Below are 15,463 nucleotides of genomic sequence, written 5' to 3'. Positions count from 1 at the left end.
TGAGGAGCACGTCATGCTGGTAATCTCCGTGATATCCACCAAAGGCGGCGTGGGCAAGACCACCTCGGCAGCCAATCTCGGTGGCCTCGCCGCCGACGCCGGATTGCGTGTGCTGATGCTCGATCTCGACGTGCGGGCCACGCTGTCTTCCTATTACGAACTGGCTCACCGCGCGCCGGGCGGTATCTACGAGCAGCTCGCCTTCAACGAGCGCGACCTCGACCAGTTCGTGTCCCATACCGTCGTCGCGGGCCTGGACCTGGTGCTGATCGACACCCAGGGTGCACGCTCGGTGCTGTTGGAGATGGCGGTGCTCGCCTCCAGCCTGGCGCTGTCGCCCGTGACCCCGGAAATCCTCGCGGCCCGTGAGCTGCGGCGCGGTACCATGCAGTTGCTGGAGGACATCGCGCCCCCGCCGCTGCATCTGCTGCTCATCAATCGTGTTCACCCCGTGTCTGCCAACGCTCGGCTGATCCAGCAGGCGCTGCACGACTTGTTTCAGGATCACACGGGCATCCGCGTGCTGGGCACCGACGTGCCGGCCATCGAGTCCTATCCGCGCGCCGCAACCCGCGGCCTGCCGGTGCATCGCATTGAACATCGCCAGCCACCGGGCAGAGTCGCGCCCGCCGCGCTGGACACCATGCGCGCGCTCGCCGGCGAACTGTTCCCACAGTGGCAAGACAGATTTGCCCTCGTGTCCGGCCGTCCTTCCCGTTCTATTGAAACCGGGAGGCCCCATGGCGAACGCACATGAGCTGTCCCGTGGCCACAAGCGGCTGCGCGCCCTGATCGAGTTCGCGGTGAGCGAAGGCTGGCACGTGAAGCGCACACGGGGCGGACACCTCAAGTTCACCAAGGCCGGCTGCGCCGCCATCTATACCAGTTCGACAGCGAGCGACTACCGGGCCGACCTCAACGCCCGTGCGCAGATCCGCCGCGCCGAGCGCGAGGCGCGCATGGCCCGGCCTGCCAACGCTGAGGGATGCGGCCATGGCTGAGATGACCTCCCACGACATGGCCGGCAAGCTGCTTGCCGCCGGGTTCGAGCGAAGTGGGCCATCGGCCACGACCTTGAGCGACCCGATCGCCGACACACCGATGGTCGTGACACTGGATCAGTTGCGGCCCTACGACCACGACCCGCGCAAAAAGCGCAACTCGGCCTACGATGAAATCAAGGCTTCCATCCGCGAGCGTGGCCTGGATGCTGCGCCCGCCATCACACGCCGTCCTGGCGAGGCGCACTACATCATCCGCAACGGCGGCAACACCAGGCTGGCGATCCTGCGTGAACTCTGGGCGGAGACCAAGGACGAACGCTTTTTCCGCATATCGTGCCTGTTCCGGCCGTGGCCAGCGCGCGGAGAGATCGTCGCGCTGACCGGGCACCTCGCCGAGAACGAACTACGCGGCGGCCTCACGTTTATCGAGCGCGCCCTGGGCATCGAGAAAGCCCGCGAGTTCTATGAAGCGGAAAGCAACACCACCCTGAGCCAGTCCGAGCTGGCCCGCAGCCTGGCCGCCGACGGTTTCCCCGTGCAGCAGTCGCACATCAGCCGCATGGCCGATGCAGTGCGCTACCTGCTGCCCGCGATCCCGACCGTGCTCTATGGTGGCCTCGGTCGCCACCAGGTCGAGCGGCTATCGGTCATGCGCAAAGCCAGCGAGCGCACATGGGAGCACTATGCCAAGGGCCGCTCCCTGCCGCTGGACTTCGACAGCTTCTTTCTGGAAGTGCTGTCGCAGTTCGACGCCCAGGCCGACGAGTTCTCGCCGCAGCGTGTGCAGGACGAGTTCTCGCCGCAGCGTGTGCAGGACGAGTTGATCGGTCAGATGTCCGAGCTGCTGGGCATCGACTATGACGTGCTTGCCCTGGACCTGACCGAATCCGAGAGCCGCCACCGCGCCCTGGTCAGCGACCCCACCCCGCCATCGGCGCCGCCGGCATTGCCTGACCCTGGGGCCATCGCACGGCCGCCAATCGAACCGGCACCGTCCACCGCTACACCGGCACCTGCTGCCGGCCTCTCTGCCGCCGCGCCGACAAGGCCCCAGGACGACGGGGCCCCGCGCGAGGCATTCGCGGCCAGTCCTGCGGCAGCGGCTGGCGATCTGCTTGACGAGCACATCATCTCTCCGGCACCCACGACGGAGCGGCTCCAGTCCATCCAACGCATGGTCGCCGATCATCTGGGCGATGCGCTTCCGCCCGACTTCTCGGCCAACGTGCTGCAGTCGATTCCCGTGCAGGCCGGTGGCCTCTATCCCATCTCGGACATCTGGCATATCGACCCTGGCCTCGACACACCCGATCGCCTGCGCATCCACATCGCGCAGTTCGCGCGCGAGATCGCGGGCGAGGCCGACCTGGACGCGTGTGTCGAGGATCGTTCTGATGGTATCGGGTTCGCGGCCAAGAACGCCGCAGCGCGGGCGGCGCTGGAGAAGTTCGGGGACCTGCCGCAGGACGTGCTCGAAGGCGCTCGCCGCTCGAAGTTTGCGCCGCCCGTCGTGCGCCCCGGCCTGCAACAGCGCAGTGATAGCGCTGCCGCAGCCGCACCTCCCACCGACGAAAGCGCTGCCGCAGATCTGGCCGAGGCCAGCACCGGCGAGGACGAACAGGCATGAGCGCCCCGAACCGCGAACTGCGCTACTTCCGTGGTCTGGAACAGCCAGCCTTCATGCGGCTGGAACACGCGGCCTCTCTAAAAGGCCTTTTAAGGCCTTTTAAAGGTAAAGGGGACTTCGAGGCCTGGGCCAACCAGTGCTTCGCCATGCGCGACGAGTTGATCGCCCTGGCGCAGCGACAGGTGCTGCCACAGGCGTGCGGGCATCCCTTCCACCTGCTTCCCGTCGAGCTGGCCCAGCAGACCACTGGCGCAGGAACGACCTTTCTACGCTGGCGCAAGCACGATCGATCGGCCATGGGCGTGGCCCTGTGGCAGGCGCTGATAGCGAGCACCAGCACGCCGGTCAACCTGCTGGCCGATCTGCACGCGATCGAGCTGCGGCGCATCACGCTGAACATGCAGATCAGCCTGCTGCACACCCTGGGCAGGCAAGCACAGGAATGCGCCAGCAAGGCCGCGCAGGCGGACGACACCTACCTGCGCCGGCTCAAGTCCACCCCACCCGCAATGCGCGATCGGCGATTGCGCCAGACATCCGAGCACGCACCCGTGTTCAGCGAGGCACGGGTATTTCAACCACCACGGAGATATCAACATGAGCACACAATTCATCGGCGAGGGCAACATCGGCTCGCCTCCCGAGTACCGCGAATTCCCCAACGGCAACGACGATCCTCGCCGGTTGCTCCGGCTGAACGTGTACTTCGACAACCCCGTTCCCACCAAAGGCGGCGAGTTCGAGGACCGCGGCGGCTTCTGGGCGCCGGTGGAACTCTGGCACCACGACGCCGACCGCTGGCAGCAACTCTACCAGAAGGGCATGCGGGTGCTGGTCGTCGGCCGCATGGAGCGCGCCCCCTGGACCGACAACGAAGATCAGCCGCGTGAGACTTGGCAGATCAACGCGCGCAGTGTCGGCATCCTGCCGTACCGCATCGAGTACGTCACCCTCAGCCCGAAGCCACAGGAGGCAGAGCCGAAGCCCCCAGGCCACCCAGGAACCAGCGGCACCGAAGGAAACGAAGCGCAGGAAGTGACCGTACATGGAGGGCGGCTGCTGCAGTGCTTCGCCGCCCTCCATGCGCTGCGAACTATCCCCAGGGGATAGCTCCACCAACGTCCACCGACTTCCAGGCGATCCAGGAAATCGTGGCTATCGGCCCGCACACGTCTGGCCACGCGCCTTCCTCCGTACATGCCATTTCATCGGCGTGAAAGCGGTTGCCGCCGCATGCGGCTTGTTTGCTGCTGCCAGGGGCGGCGCTCGGCATCCTCGATCCCAGCAACTCATGAACTACGGGAATCGGATGGACGGACATGCGGCTGTTTCTTTGCGAGAAGCCCTCCCAGGGCAAAGACATCGGCCGGATTCTAGGAGCCACGCAGCGCGGTGAAGGCTGCCATCGGCGCCTGGCAGGCGAAACGGCTCAGCTGCCCACCGTCACGCCCTTCCATGCCTACGTGCAGTGGCAGGCTGGGCAGGACCGCCCGGCCGCCCAGGCCTATTGGCGGCGTGCATTGGTGGCGCTGCATGAGCCGCTGCTGCTAGCACGCGCGGTGCGGCCGCTGGACGGGACTGCGCCGGGACTGGGCCGACTTGAACGCAGCTTCACGTCGGAACTGACCGGGAAACTCGCGCGTTATGCTCAGACACAGCGCGTGACACTCAACACCGTGGTGCAAGGCGCGACCTTGCTTGCGCTCGCTAGCGTGGTGCGGCGCGGCCAACCGGTGCTCGGCGTGACCGTGGCTGGGCGCCACGCGCCGCTGCCTGGCATCCTCGATATGAAGGGGCTATTCATCAACACGGTGCCGCTGGCAATGGCGTTGCCCGCCATGAGCGAGACGGGTGATTGGCTGCGCGCGTTGCAGCAGGAGAATCTGCAGTTGCGTGACAATGCTTTCCTGCCATTGGTGGACATCCATGCGTGCAGTTCGGTGCCGCGCGGTCTGCCGCTGTTCGACGTGATTTTCGTGTTCGAGAATCATCCGGTGGGAGAATCATTGCAGCGCGACTTGGAGCACCTGGGAGTGAGCCGGGTACAGTCGCAGCACCGTAACGGCTATCCTCTCACCGTGATCGTGTGGCCTGAGGAGAGCATGCGCTTTCTCATCCTGCACGAAGGCAGCGCGCTGGATGCGGCTCAGGCAGGCGCCATCTTCGAGCGCATGCAGCGGGTTCTGGAGACATGGGTGGAGGGCGGTGGCCGGTTGCTGGGCGAGATAGCGTTCACGCAGCATGTGCCAGATGCTCGAGACTCCATGGTGGTCCCGGCTGCGATATCGGCCGTGGCGCTTCCGGCGAAGGATGCGCCTGCGCTGCCGCATGTCGATATCGTGAATTCGGACGCAGAGTTGGGGGGGCTGCATCGGGCGGTGGAGCATTGGGCCACGCGCACGCCACACGCCGTGGCTGTGGTATGTGAGGGTCAGGCACTGAGCTATGGCGAGCTCAACGCGCGTGCAAATCGGCTGGCGCGCCGGTTGGTGGCGGTCGGCGTGGGACCAGACCGTCTAGTGGGACTGGCGTTGGGGCGTTCGCACGACCTGATCGTCGCCATTCTGGCCACGCTCAAGGCCGGTGGCGCCTATCTGCCGCTAGATCCGGATTACCCGGCGCAGCGTCTGGCCTACCTGCTTCAGGATGCCCAACCCACGGTGATCTTGGCTCACGCCCACTACGCTGGCACACTGATCGGCTTGGCGCCTGAGCTGCCGTTACTGAAGTTGGATGTGCTGACAGGGGATGACACGCACGCCGAGAGTAGCGGTTGGGCCCGAGCGAGCGACCTGACTAACACCGAGATCGATACCGCGGCCAATCTAGACCTGTCGGTGCATCCAAGTCAGCTTGCTTATTGCATTTATACTTCTGGCTCCACCGGTCAGCCCAAGGGCGCTTTGTTGACCCACGCAAACGTGCAGCGGCTATTCAACGCTGCTCGGGTGCGCTTCGACTTCGGCGCGCAGGACGTATGGACGCTGTTCCACAGCTACGCCTTTGATTTCTCCGTATGGGAGATCTTTGGCGCGTTGGGCCACGGCGGCCGCCTCGTGATCGTACCGTTTCAGAACAGCCGCTCGCCGGAGGACTTGCTGGCGCTGCTGGAGCGCGAGCAAGTTACGGTGCTGAACCAGACGCCTTCGGCTTTTCGTCAATTGTTGGACGTGCCCGGCGTCTATGTGCGCCTGCGTGCAGTGCCGCTGCGCTACGTGATCTTCGGCGGTGAGACACTCGATCCGCGCAGCCTGGTGCGCTGGTTCGAGGAGATGGGCGAGAACGCACCAGCGTTGGTCAACATGTACGGCATTACCGAAACAACGGTGCACGTCACCCACCATCCTGTGTAGCCTGACGAGGTGCATGCCGCGTCCCGCCGTATCGGCGTGCCGCTGCCCGATCTGCATGCACACGTGCTCGACGCCAACCTGGAGCCGGTGCCGCCCCGTTTCGAGGGCGAACTGTACGTGGCCGGGCCGGGGCTGGCGCGAGGCTATCTGGGACGGCCTGGGCTTAGCGCCGAGCGCTTCGTACCCGATCCGCAGGGTGCGCAGGGCGCTCGCCTCTACCGCACCGGGGACCTTGTACGACAGGTATCGGGCGGCGGGCTGGAATACCTGGGACGCATAGACACTCAAGTCAAGCTGCGCGGTTTCCGCATCGAGATCGGCGAGGTCGAGGCCGCTCTGAAGCAGCTCGACGGCGTAGCCGACGCAGTGGCAGTGGTACAGGGCGAGGACGAAGCGCAGAGGCTGGTGGCCTACGTGGTCGCGGTCAGGCAGGGGGCCGCGCTGCAAGCTGGTCTTTTTGACGCCACCGCGCTGGATCACCTGCGTCAGGCGCTACGCCAGGTTGTGCCGGGCTACATGGTGCCGGCGCAGCTGGTGCCGTTGGCGCGCCTACCGCTCACTGAAAACGGCAAGCTTGATCGGCGTGCCTTGCCGGCAGTGGACCTGGTGTCACTGGACGACACGGACGAAGTCGGGCCTGCCGACGAGATCGAGCGTAAGCTTGCGGCGATCTGGTGCAGCGTGCTGGAGGTCGAGCGGGTGGGGGTGACGCGCAACTTCTTGGACGCGGGTGGCCATTCGCTGAGCGCGGTCAAGGTGGCGGCGCAGATCCGCCAGAAGCTAGACGTGGAGGTGCCGCTGACCATTGTGTTCGACCAGCCCACCATACGCCTGCTGGCGGACTGGATCAGGCAAGCACGCGCTGCGGATCCCGTCGACGCGCGCATGGACGACATGCTGGCCTTGCTGGAGGAGGTCAAGCCGCTCGGGTAGCCAACGAGGGCGGCGGCGGTTTAACTGCGCGTCTCACGCATGTAGCGCTGCGGCGTGGCGCCCAACGTACGCCGGAACATCGTGCTGAAGGCGTTAGCGGTGGCGTAGCCCATGTCTTGGGCCACGCTGCTGACCGACTGTCCCAGCGATAGCTGGCAGACCGCCTCTGAGAGGCGCAACTGCTGGCGCCACTGCACGAATGTCAGTCCGGTTTGCTCCTTGAATAGGCGGCTCAGGGTGCGCACACTGGTGCCGGCGCGCTCGCCGAGCAGCGCCATGGGGTCGTTGTTGGCCGGGGAGCGGATCAGGACTTCACATACTTTGAGCAGCCGCTTGTCGCGTGGCAGAGGAAGCTTGCCATGCACGATCACCTCGGCCTCCTGCAACTGGCGCAGCAGCAGCGGCACGATCATGGCCGCGTTGCTCTCGGGCGGGTAGACGGGCGGGTCCTGCAGCATCTTGAGGATGAGCTCGCGAAGCAGCGGCGTGACGCGAATCTGTCGGCACTCCGCCCAGAGCCAGGGTGCGGCGTCGGGCTCGATGCGCAGCCAGCGCATGGCCACCTGGCCAATCATGTGGAGTTCGTGGTCTACGCCGGGCGCGATCCACAGCGCCTGGCGCGGCGCCAGCGTCCAGCCGCCCTGCGAAGTCAGAACCCGCACCACGCCGCTGGTGGCGTGCACCAGTTGGCCTTGTTCGTGGCTGTGCCAGATCTCGCGGCTGCCGTGCTCGTAGTCGTGGCCGCCGGCCATCACCGGTCGCTCCTGTCGCCGGTAGCCTTTTGCAAAACGCTGTCGCCAGATGTTGTCCATTTTGAGTAGATATTGGAATTTCTACGCTAGACAGCCATATTGCGGCCGGAACGCGTAGAAATTTGGCCGCCTGAATGAATGGTTTGCGAGGTTAAATAATAATAATTCGCATTTCAGTCGGAGCAAGTCGCCCGATCCCTTAGTCTGCAGCGCCCTCACAGGAGTTCGCCCGAGCATGCACGCACCGCGTCATTACAGCTTTACGCTTCCGTCGGCTCTGACCGTCGCCCTGGTCGCTTGCTGGGGTAGCTACGCCCATGCTCAGAGCACCGGGCAGCAGCCCGCCAACACTGCATCCGAGCCGGAATCCGTCAACGCCATCGGTGCCAGCCAGGTCTCCGGCCCGGTGCGTACGCTGCCGGCAGTGACGGTCACCGGCGCGCCCGAATCGCTGCGCAGCGATCTGATGCCAGTATACGCCGGGGGGCAAGTGGCGCGCGGCGGTTCGCTCGGGCTGCTGGGCAACCGCGACGTGATGGATACACCATTCTCGCTCACCAGCTACACGGCGCAAGCTATGCAAGACCAGCAGGCGCGCAGTATCAACGATGTGGTCAAGAACGACGCTTCGGTGCGTACGATCTGGTCTGACAGCAGCTACGGTAGCCAATTTATGATCCGCGGTTTCCCGGTGCAAGGCCAGGACATGGCGGTCAACGGGCTCTACGGCATCATTCCTCCGCAGTTCAGCGGGGGCGTGGAGCTCTTCGAGCGGGTGGAAGTGCTGCGCGGCCCCACCGCGCTGCTCAATGGCATGGCGCCCACCGGCGCGGTGGGCGGCACGATCAACTTGGTGACCAAGCGCGCTACCGACACGCCCATTGCGCAGGTCACCGGCAGCTATGCTTCGGACAGCCAGTTCAGTGGTCACATCGACTTGGCTCGGCGCCTCGGCGAGCGCAACCAAGTTGGCATACGCTTCAACGGCCTCTACCGCGACGGCGACACTACCGTCGACAAACAGGGCCAGCGTCTGGCGCTGGCCGGGCTGGGCCTGGACTATCGTGGCGAGCGTGTGCGGCTTTCGGCCGACTTGGGTTACCAGAATCTCAAGAGTGACAACCCCGGCCGCCCGATCTACCTGGACAGTGGCAATTTCGACGTCCCGCGCGCGCCCAAGGGCAGCAGTAACCTGGGCCAATCCTGGTACAACGCCAAGTCCGAAGACACCTTCGGCATGGTGCGCGGCGAGGTCGACCTGACGCCTAATCTCACGGCCTACGCTGCGGCAGGCGGGCGCAAGAACCGCTTTCTGGGTCTCTACGACTTCATCTACCTGCAGAACGAGGACGGCGATTTCCGCGGCAGACAGTACTACCAGCCCACTTATGCTGACACCTGGACCGCGCAGGGCGGACTGACCGGCAAGCTCAAGACTGGGCCGCTGAACCACACGCTGGATCTGTCCTTCACCACGCTGGACATCGAATCGGGTGTGTTGGCTCAGGTTCCCGCCGACTATTCGGGCTCTAATCTCTACGACCCGATTTCAGTACCCAAACCCAGCCTGGACGCCTTCAGTAGCCATGCGCCCAAGACGGCTCACAGCAAGCTGAGCAGCGTGGCGCTGGCCGACACCATTACGATGCTGGACGAGCGGGTGCAGCTCACCGCCGGCGTGCGGCGCCAGAGCGTCAAGGTGGACAACTACAGCGCAGTCACAGGCGCCAAGACCACGTCCTACGACGAGCACGCCTACTCGCCTTCGGTGGCGCTGCTGGTCAAGCCGTGGCAGCACGTGTCCTTTTACGGCAACTACATCCAGGGTCTCAGTCAGGGGCCGAGCGCGCCCGCGGCGGCGACCAACGCCGGCACGGTGTTCGCTCCGATCAAGACGAAGCAGTACGAAATCGGCGCCAAGGCGGAGTTCGACGGCTTTGGCGCGACCATCGCCTACTTCCAGATCAAGCAGCCCAGCGGTTTCCTGGACGGCTCCAACACCTACGTCATGGATGGCGAGCAGCGCAACCGTGGCGTGGAGATCAACGCCTTTGGCGAAGTGGCGCGCGGTGTACGGCTGCTGGGCGGGGTGTCGTTCATCGACGGTGAGCTCGCCAAAACTCAAGGAGGTACCAACGACGGCAACAAGGCGATAGGCGTGCCCGATACCATGCTCAACCTGGGCGTTGAGTGGGACTTGCCCTACGTCAGCGGCCTGACGGTCTCGGCGCGTTATCTCTACACTGACTCGCAGTACGTCAATGCGGCTAATACGCAGGAGATCCCCAGTTGGAACCGAGTCGACGTCGGGCTGCGGTACAAGACGCGGCTGCTGGATCGCAATGTGACACTGCGCGCTAATGTCGAGAACCTGTTCAATAAAGACTACTGGGCCGGTGCGACCTCCAACTTCGGACTGGCGCGCGGAGTGTCGCGCACCTTCCTGCTCTCGGCTACGGTGGATTTCTGAAGCAGACGCAACACATGGCGCACACGTGCGCAACTGTCAGCCCCCGTCGTCCGGCGCCCGATTCGGGAGGCAGCGCGGCGGGGCTGGGCTGCGTGCCGGCGCTTGAGCGCCGACGCTTCTGTCTCGGGGGCGTGGCGTATCTAGCCTGGGCCGGCACGGTGCCCCTGGGCGCCCTGGCGCGGACGGATTCAGCACAGACGCTAGGCACGCGAGGTGCTCGCATCGCCTGCACCGACTGGGCCGCGGCCGAGAGTCTGGCGCTACTGGGCTGCATGCCCATCGCCGTGCCGGAGCTGGCGGTATATCGACTCTGGCTGCCCGAGCCCCCCTTGCCGGCGAACGTGGCCGATCTGGGCTCGCGCAGCGAACCCAATCTGGAGCTATTGGCCGCACTTGCACCTGAGCGCATCGTGGTCTCCAGCTGGCAGGCCGGTCTGCTGGGACAGTTCGGCCGCATCGCGCCAACCGAGGTGGCTCACATCTTCGACGGCTGCGCCGATCCCTACCTGCGTATACGCGAGCTGCTGCTGCAGATGGGCACTGCAACTGGCTTGGAGGCGCAGGCGCAGATGCGGCTTCGTGAGTTTGACACCGAAATTGAGTGCCTGCGCGCGCAGCTCGCTGCCGGCGCCGATGCCGCTCGGTCGGTGTACATGGCCGTGTTGCACGAGAACGGCGCCCAGGCCTTCGTCTACGGCCAGGGCAGTTGGGTGAACCGCGTGCTGGGCCAGCTCGGACTACGCAATGCCTGGAGCGCACGCACCACCTTCTATGGCAACAGTCTGGTGGGCATTGCGGCGCTGGCAGCGGAGCCTGAAGCAGTTATCTTGTATCTGGATCAGGGGGCACGCACGCGCCGCGCCGAGGCGCTGCTGCGCGACAGCACGCTCTGGCGTAGTCTGCCGGCGGTAGCGAGCGGGCGTGCGCACGCCATCGCATCCTTCTATGCGCTGGGCGGCCTGGCCTCGGCGCAGCGCTGCGCCCGGCTTGTGGTCGGGGCGCTGACCGAGCGGGGGCACGGTTGACCATGCGAGCCCTTTTGTCCGGGCCTGCGGCCGCTTTGCCCCCCGTGCGCTGGCTGGTGTTGGCCGTGCTGGCGGCGCTGGCGGTCGGCCTCACGCTGCGCAGCCTGGCCGCACTCGCGCCCCTGGGCGAATGGGGCGCCATCGCCGCGGGACGCCAGGGTGGGGTGCAGGCGCTGATCCTGGCGCACGTGGCGCTGCCGCGCGTGACCATGAGCATCGTGATGGGCGCAGCCCTGGGCCTGGCGGGGCTGCTGTTGCAGCAGGCGCTGCGCAATCCGCTGGCTGACCCGGCCACGCTGGGGGTGTCCTCGGGCGCCTACCTGGCCATGGCCGGCGCCGCGCTGTATGCGCCGGCCCTGCTGGACTGGAGCCCGGAGGCGGTGGCGCTGGGCGGCGGCGTGTTGGCTTGCCTGCTGGTGATGGCCGTGGCGCGTGGTTCGCAGTTCTCGACCATCAGCGTGATCCTAGCGGGGCTGATCGTTTCGCTATTCTGCGGCGCCGCCGCCGCCGCGCTCACGCTGATGAATCACGAATATCTGAGCGGGCTTTTCATCTGGCAGACCGGCTCGTTGGCGCAGAACGGCTGGTACCGGGTGGGGCGTGCGCTGCCTCAACTCGCATTGCTGGCCGTGGTGGCCTGGCTGCTGCGCCGGCCGCTAGCCCTGCTGGCGTTGGAGGATGCGCACGCTGCTTCGCTCGGCCTGCACGTCTCGCGCGTGCGCGCCGCCGCCATCGCCGTCGGCGTGGCCATCAGCGCGGTGAGCGTGGCTGCGGTGGGCGTGATCGGCTTCATCGGGCTGATGGCGCCCAACCTCGCCCGCATGCTGGGAGCGCGCACGCTGCGCCAGGGCATGGCGGTAGCTCCGGTGGTTGGCGCGCTGCTGCTCTGGCTTACCGACCAGGGCGTGCAGTTAATGGAGCGTTCGGCCGGTTCCATGCCCACCGGCAGTGCCTGCGCGCTGGTGGGTGCGCCGCTGCTGCTTTGGCTGCTGCTGCGCCAGCGCGGCGCTCTGGGAGGGCGCCCGGCGGCGGCGGACAGCGTGGCGCTGCAGCGGCGCCTCGCGGCTGGACCGATCCTAGCACTGTGCGCGCTGGCGTGCGTCACCTCTGTGTTGGCGGGGCTGCTGCTGGGGCGTGGTGCTAGCGGCTGGGCCGGTGTCGACGAGATCGCCTGGGTTGGCATATGGGACTGGCGCGCACCGCGAGTGGCTGCCGCCGCTGTGGCCGGCGCCATGCTGGCGTTAGCTGGCACGCTGCTGCAGCGGCTCACCGGCAACCCGCTGGCGAGCCCCGAAGTGCTGGGCGTCTCGGCCGGCGCCTCGCTGGGCGTTATTGCCCTGCTGTTGCTTACCGCCGACCTGGGTGCGCAGGGCATGCTGGCGGCTTCCTGCGTCGGCGCCATGGCGACGCTGGCGGCGGTGGTGGCGCTCAACTGGCGCTTCGGCTTCGCGCCTGAGCGGCTTCTGCTGGTGGGCGCGGCGCTCTCTACGCTGTTCAGTGCCTGCGCGGCCTTTCTGCTTACCAGCGGCGATCCCCGTGCCGCGGCACTGTTGACTTGGATGTCGGGCTCGACCTACCGCGTTACCAGCGCCAGCATTGCGCCCGGCCTGCTGCTGCTAGTACTTGGCTACGGTAGCGCGCTGGCTGGCCAGCGCTGGCTCGACATCCTGCCGCTGGGGCGCGCCGGCGCTGTGGCGCTGGGCGTGAACGTTACACTGGCGCGCCTGTACTTCCTGGCGATCATCGCGGTCGTGACGGCAAGTGCGACCATCCTGGTGGGCCCGCTGACCTTCGTCGGACTACTGGCACCGCACATCGTGCGCGGGCTGGGCCTGACGCGGCCACTGCCGCTGCTGGCCGGCGCCGTGCTCGGCGGCGCGACTATCATGGTGGCTGCCGACTGGCTCGGCCGCACCGTGATTTTTCCCTGGCAGATTCCGGCCGGACTCATCGCCATGCTGGCGGGCGGCCCGGTCTTCCTATGGCTCTTGTGGAGAAACAAATGAATCCACCCATGCCCGCGGCGCGCGCTGCGCACGACGCCTCGCTCCTGGGCGAGATCATGCGGCTGCTCAGGCCATTCTGGAAGGTCGCCCTGCTGGCGACCACCATGGGGGCCCTGAGTGGCCTGTCCACGGCGTGGCTGCTGGCCACGGTCAATCGCGCGTTGCATTCGCCTGAAGGCGCTACCCTGACGCTGCTACTGCTTTTTGCCGGCCTGTGCGCCGTGACTATCGCCGGAGAGATCGCCTCCGATCTTGGCAACAGCCTGGTCGGACAGAACGTGGTAGCTAAGCTGCGCAAGGATCTGTCGGATAAGATCCTCTCAGCGCCCATTGCGGAGATCGAGCGCTTCCGCGTGCACCGCATCACCACCACGTTAAACCAGGATATTGACACCATCAGCACCTTCACCTTCGGTTTTTCGGGTTTGGCGATCGCGGTGGCCATCACGGTGGGCTGCTTTGCTTATCTGGCCGTGCTCTCGCCGCTGCTGAGCCTGATCGCGCTGGGCGCTATCGCCTTCGGCAGCTGGGTGCACGCGGCGGCGCGTCAGCGCGGGCGCAAGGGTTTCGAGGCGGCGCGCGACGTGCAGGACGAGCTGCAGCGCCAGTACCGAGCCATCACCGAGGGTGCCAAGGAGCTGCGCATCGACCGCGGTCGGCGCCGCCATATCCGCGATGCTCAGCTCAAGGTCACCATAGAGCGCATCCGCGACCTGCGCATACGCGCCATGCGGGTGTTCATGTCGGCCAACGCATTCGGCTCGGCGCTGTTCTTCATCGTCATCGGCATGGTGCTCGCGCTGCAGGGGCAACTGGCCACGGCTACGCCGGTACTCTCGGGCTTTGTCATCGTACTGCTGTACGTAAAGGGGCCGCTTACCCAGCTGATCTCGTCGCTGCCGCTGCTAGGTCAGACGCAGGTGGCCATACGCCGCGTGGCCGAGCTCTCCCTGCGCTTCTCCAATCCCGAGGCCGATATGTTTCCGGCTACTGCTGCGCCGGTACCGGCACGGGTGCCCGGCGCTATCGAGCTCAAGGGTGTGCGCTATGCCTATCCCACAGACCAGGGCGCCAGCATGTTCACGCTGGGCCCTATTGACCTGCGCATCGAGGAAAACGAGATGCTGTTTCTGGTGGGCGAGAACGGTAGCGGCAAGACCACGTTGATCAAGCTGCTCCTGGGACTCTATGAGCCCCAGGAGGGCATGATTCTGCTCGACGGTGCGCCGGTAGTGGCTCAGAACCGCGACGACTATCGCCAACTCTTTAGCACCGTGTTCGCCGACTACTATCTGTTCGACACTATGGTGGTGGGGCAGCAGGCGGCAGCCGAAGCGGCCGGCTACCTCGAGCGGCTCGAGCTCAGTCACAAGGTCTCGCTGGCCGAGGGAAAGTTCTCTACTACCGATCTGTCCACCGGACAGCGCAAACGCCTAGCCCTGGTGCATGCTTATCTCGAAAAGCGTCCTGTGGTGGTGTTCGACGAATGGGCGGCAGACCAGGATCCCGCCTTCCGGCGTGTGTTCTATACCGAGATACTGCCAGATCTCAAGCGCGAAGGCCGCACGCTGATCGTGATTTCGCACGACGACCGCTACTTTCACGTAGCCGACCGCGTGGTGCACATGTCTAACGGCCAGATCGTCAGCACCGAGACCCATAGGCATCCGGTCGCGCTGGCGACAACGGGATCGTGAGCATGCCGACCGATGCGCTGCTGGCCGTGGAGAACGTGGCCTTCGAAATTGAGGGCCGCACCATCCTGCATCCGCTGAGGATGGCGGTGGGTGCGGGCCGCATGGTGGGGGTGATCGGGCACAACGGCTCGGGCAAGTCCACGCTGGGTAAGATCCTGGCGCGGCAGGTGCGGCCATCAGCCGGCTCGCTCCAGGTGCTGGGCCAGTGCGCCGAAGCCATCGGCGCGCGCGGGTTCGCCCGCTTGGTGGCCTATCTGCCGCAGCAGATTCCGCCCGCGGTGGGTATGACGGTGCGCGAACTGGTGGCAATGGGGCGCTATCCCTGGTTGGGCGCGTTCAAGTCACCCACGCAGCACGACATCGACAAGGTGGAGGAAGGCATGGCCACCACGCTGGTGAACGGCCTAGCCGGCCGCCTGGTGGATACGCTTTCGGGCGGCGAACGCCAACGCGTGTGGTTGGGCATGCTGGTGGCGCAGCAGGCCCGCATCCTGGTGTTGGACGAGCCCACGTCAGCGCTGGACATCCGCCACCAGGTCGAGGTGCTGTCGTTGCTGCGCAGCCTGTGCGCGCGTCAGAACGTGGGGTGGTCGTGA

General features: G+C 65.9%; 10 protein-coding genes and 3 pseudogenes. 12 read left to right on the top strand and 1 reads right to left on the bottom strand.

Features of this window, described 5'->3' with window-relative positions:
- The first annotated feature begins 13 nt into the window (after nucleotides 1-13).
- From BPET_RS21405 to BPET_RS27400, 7 genes and pseudogenes are all read left to right on the top strand, one after another.
- Nucleotides 14-757 (top strand): ParA family protein, encoded by a 744-nt coding sequence (locus tag BPET_RS21405; protein ID WP_012251105.1) that lies wholly within the window; start codon nucleotides 14-16, stop codon nucleotides 755-757.
- The gene (locus BPET_RS21400) at nucleotides 741-1,001 is read left to right on the top strand and encodes a hypothetical protein (RefSeq protein WP_012251104.1); all 261 of its coding nucleotides are present in this window, start codon (nucleotides 741-743) and stop codon (nucleotides 999-1,001) included. The genes BPET_RS21405 and BPET_RS21400 overlap by 17 nt, the downstream gene beginning before the upstream one ends.
- A complete protein-coding gene (locus BPET_RS21395; protein ID WP_012251103.1) occupies nucleotides 994-2,631 on the top strand; it encodes a ParB family protein in 1,638 nt (545 codons plus the stop codon). Before BPET_RS21400 ends, BPET_RS21395 begins: the two co-directional genes overlap by 8 nt.
- Nucleotides 2,628-3,152, top strand: a pseudogene (locus tag BPET_RS26165) (DUF3158 family protein); the annotation flags it as partial. The gene BPET_RS21395 and the pseudogene BPET_RS26165, both read left to right, overlap by 4 nt.
- Nucleotides 3,153-3,228: 76 nt before the next feature.
- A pseudogene (locus tag BPET_RS21390) lies at nucleotides 3,229-3,670 on the top strand (single-stranded DNA-binding protein).
- Nucleotides 3,671-3,950: 280 nt separating this feature from the next.
- Nucleotides 3,951-6,497: pseudogene (locus tag BPET_RS21385) on the top strand (amino acid adenylation domain-containing protein); the annotation flags it as partial.
- 3 nt (nucleotides 6,498-6,500) lie between these two features.
- Nucleotides 6,501-6,917 carry a phosphopantetheine-binding protein gene (locus tag BPET_RS27400; RefSeq protein WP_231852720.1) on the top strand — a complete coding sequence of 139 codons (417 nt, stop codon included), beginning with the start codon at nucleotides 6,501-6,503 and terminating at the stop codon, nucleotides 6,915-6,917.
- A gap of 20 nt (nucleotides 6,918-6,937) precedes the next feature.
- On the opposite strand, the gene BPET_RS21380 is transcribed toward BPET_RS27400, so the two are convergent.
- Nucleotides 6,938-7,669 (bottom strand): AraC family transcriptional regulator, encoded by a 732-nt coding sequence (locus tag BPET_RS21380; protein WP_012251101.1) that lies wholly within the window; start codon nucleotides 7,667-7,669, stop codon nucleotides 6,938-6,940.
- Between the two features lie 235 nt (nucleotides 7,670-7,904).
- On the opposite strand from BPET_RS21380, the gene BPET_RS21375 reads away from it, so the two are divergent.
- The 5 genes from BPET_RS21375 to BPET_RS21355 are packed head-to-tail and all read left to right on the top strand — an operon-like array spanning nucleotide 7,905 to nucleotide 15,463.
- A complete protein-coding gene (locus BPET_RS21375) occupies nucleotides 7,905-10,139 on the top strand; it encodes a TonB-dependent receptor (RefSeq protein WP_012251100.1) in 2,235 nt (744 codons plus the stop codon).
- A 14-nt stretch (nucleotides 10,140-10,153) separates the two neighbouring features.
- Complete coding sequence (locus BPET_RS21370; protein WP_012251099.1) at nucleotides 10,154-11,164, top strand: ABC transporter substrate-binding protein; 1,011 nt, start codon at nucleotides 10,154-10,156, stop codon at nucleotides 11,162-11,164.
- 2 nt (nucleotides 11,165-11,166) lie between these two features.
- On the top strand, nucleotides 11,167-13,170 hold the full coding sequence (gene fhuB, locus BPET_RS21365) for a Fe(3+)-hydroxamate ABC transporter permease FhuB (RefSeq protein WP_012251098.1): 2,004 nt from the start codon (nucleotides 11,167-11,169) through the stop codon (nucleotides 13,168-13,170).
- On the top strand, nucleotides 13,167-14,867 hold the full coding sequence (locus tag BPET_RS21360; RefSeq protein ID WP_012251097.1) for a cyclic peptide export ABC transporter: 1,701 nt from the start codon (nucleotides 13,167-13,169) through the stop codon (nucleotides 14,865-14,867). Before fhuB ends, BPET_RS21360 begins: the two co-directional genes overlap by 4 nt.
- A gap of 2 nt (nucleotides 14,868-14,869) precedes the next feature.
- Nucleotides 14,870-15,463, top strand: coding sequence for an ABC transporter ATP-binding protein (locus tag BPET_RS21355; protein WP_012251096.1), 594 nt, complete (start codon nucleotides 14,870-14,872; stop codon nucleotides 15,461-15,463).

Origin of the sequence: Bordetella petrii (assembly GCF_000067205.1) — a bacterium.
In the GTDB taxonomy this organism is placed as follows: domain Bacteria; phylum Pseudomonadota; class Gammaproteobacteria; order Burkholderiales; family Burkholderiaceae_B; genus Bordetella_A; species Bordetella_A petrii.
Note: the sequence above shows the minus strand (reverse complement) of the source record. Positions and strands in the feature narration are given on the sequence as shown.

What these genes read in the sequence shown, in the direction of transcription:
- BPET_RS21405 (WP_012251105.1), top strand. Translation starts at nt 14, where the DNA reads ATGCTGGTAATCTCCGTGATATCCACCAAAGGCGGCGTGGGCAAGACC.
- BPET_RS21400 (WP_012251104.1), top strand. Translation starts at nt 741, where the DNA reads ATGGCGAACGCACATGAGCTGTCCCGTGGCCACAAGCGGCTGCGCGCC.
- BPET_RS21395 (WP_012251103.1), top strand. Translation starts at nt 994, where the DNA reads ATGGCTGAGATGACCTCCCACGACATGGCCGGCAAGCTGCTTGCCGCC.
- BPET_RS27400 (WP_231852720.1), top strand. Translation starts at nt 6,501, where the DNA reads ATGGTGCCGGCGCAGCTGGTGCCGTTGGCGCGCCTACCGCTCACTGAA.
- BPET_RS21380 (WP_012251101.1), bottom strand. Translation starts at nt 7,669, where the DNA reads ATGGCCGGCGGCCACGACTACGAGCACGGCAGCCGCGAGATCTGGCAC.
- BPET_RS21375 (WP_012251100.1), top strand. Translation starts at nt 7,905, where the DNA reads ATGCACGCACCGCGTCATTACAGCTTTACGCTTCCGTCGGCTCTGACC.
- BPET_RS21370 (WP_012251099.1), top strand. Translation starts at nt 10,154, where the DNA reads ATGGCGCACACGTGCGCAACTGTCAGCCCCCGTCGTCCGGCGCCCGAT.
- fhuB (WP_012251098.1), top strand. Translation starts at nt 11,167, where the DNA reads ATGCGAGCCCTTTTGTCCGGGCCTGCGGCCGCTTTGCCCCCCGTGCGC.
- BPET_RS21360 (WP_012251097.1), top strand. Translation starts at nt 13,167, where the DNA reads ATGAATCCACCCATGCCCGCGGCGCGCGCTGCGCACGACGCCTCGCTC.
- BPET_RS21355 (WP_012251096.1), top strand. Translation starts at nt 14,870, where the DNA reads ATGCCGACCGATGCGCTGCTGGCCGTGGAGAACGTGGCCTTCGAAATT.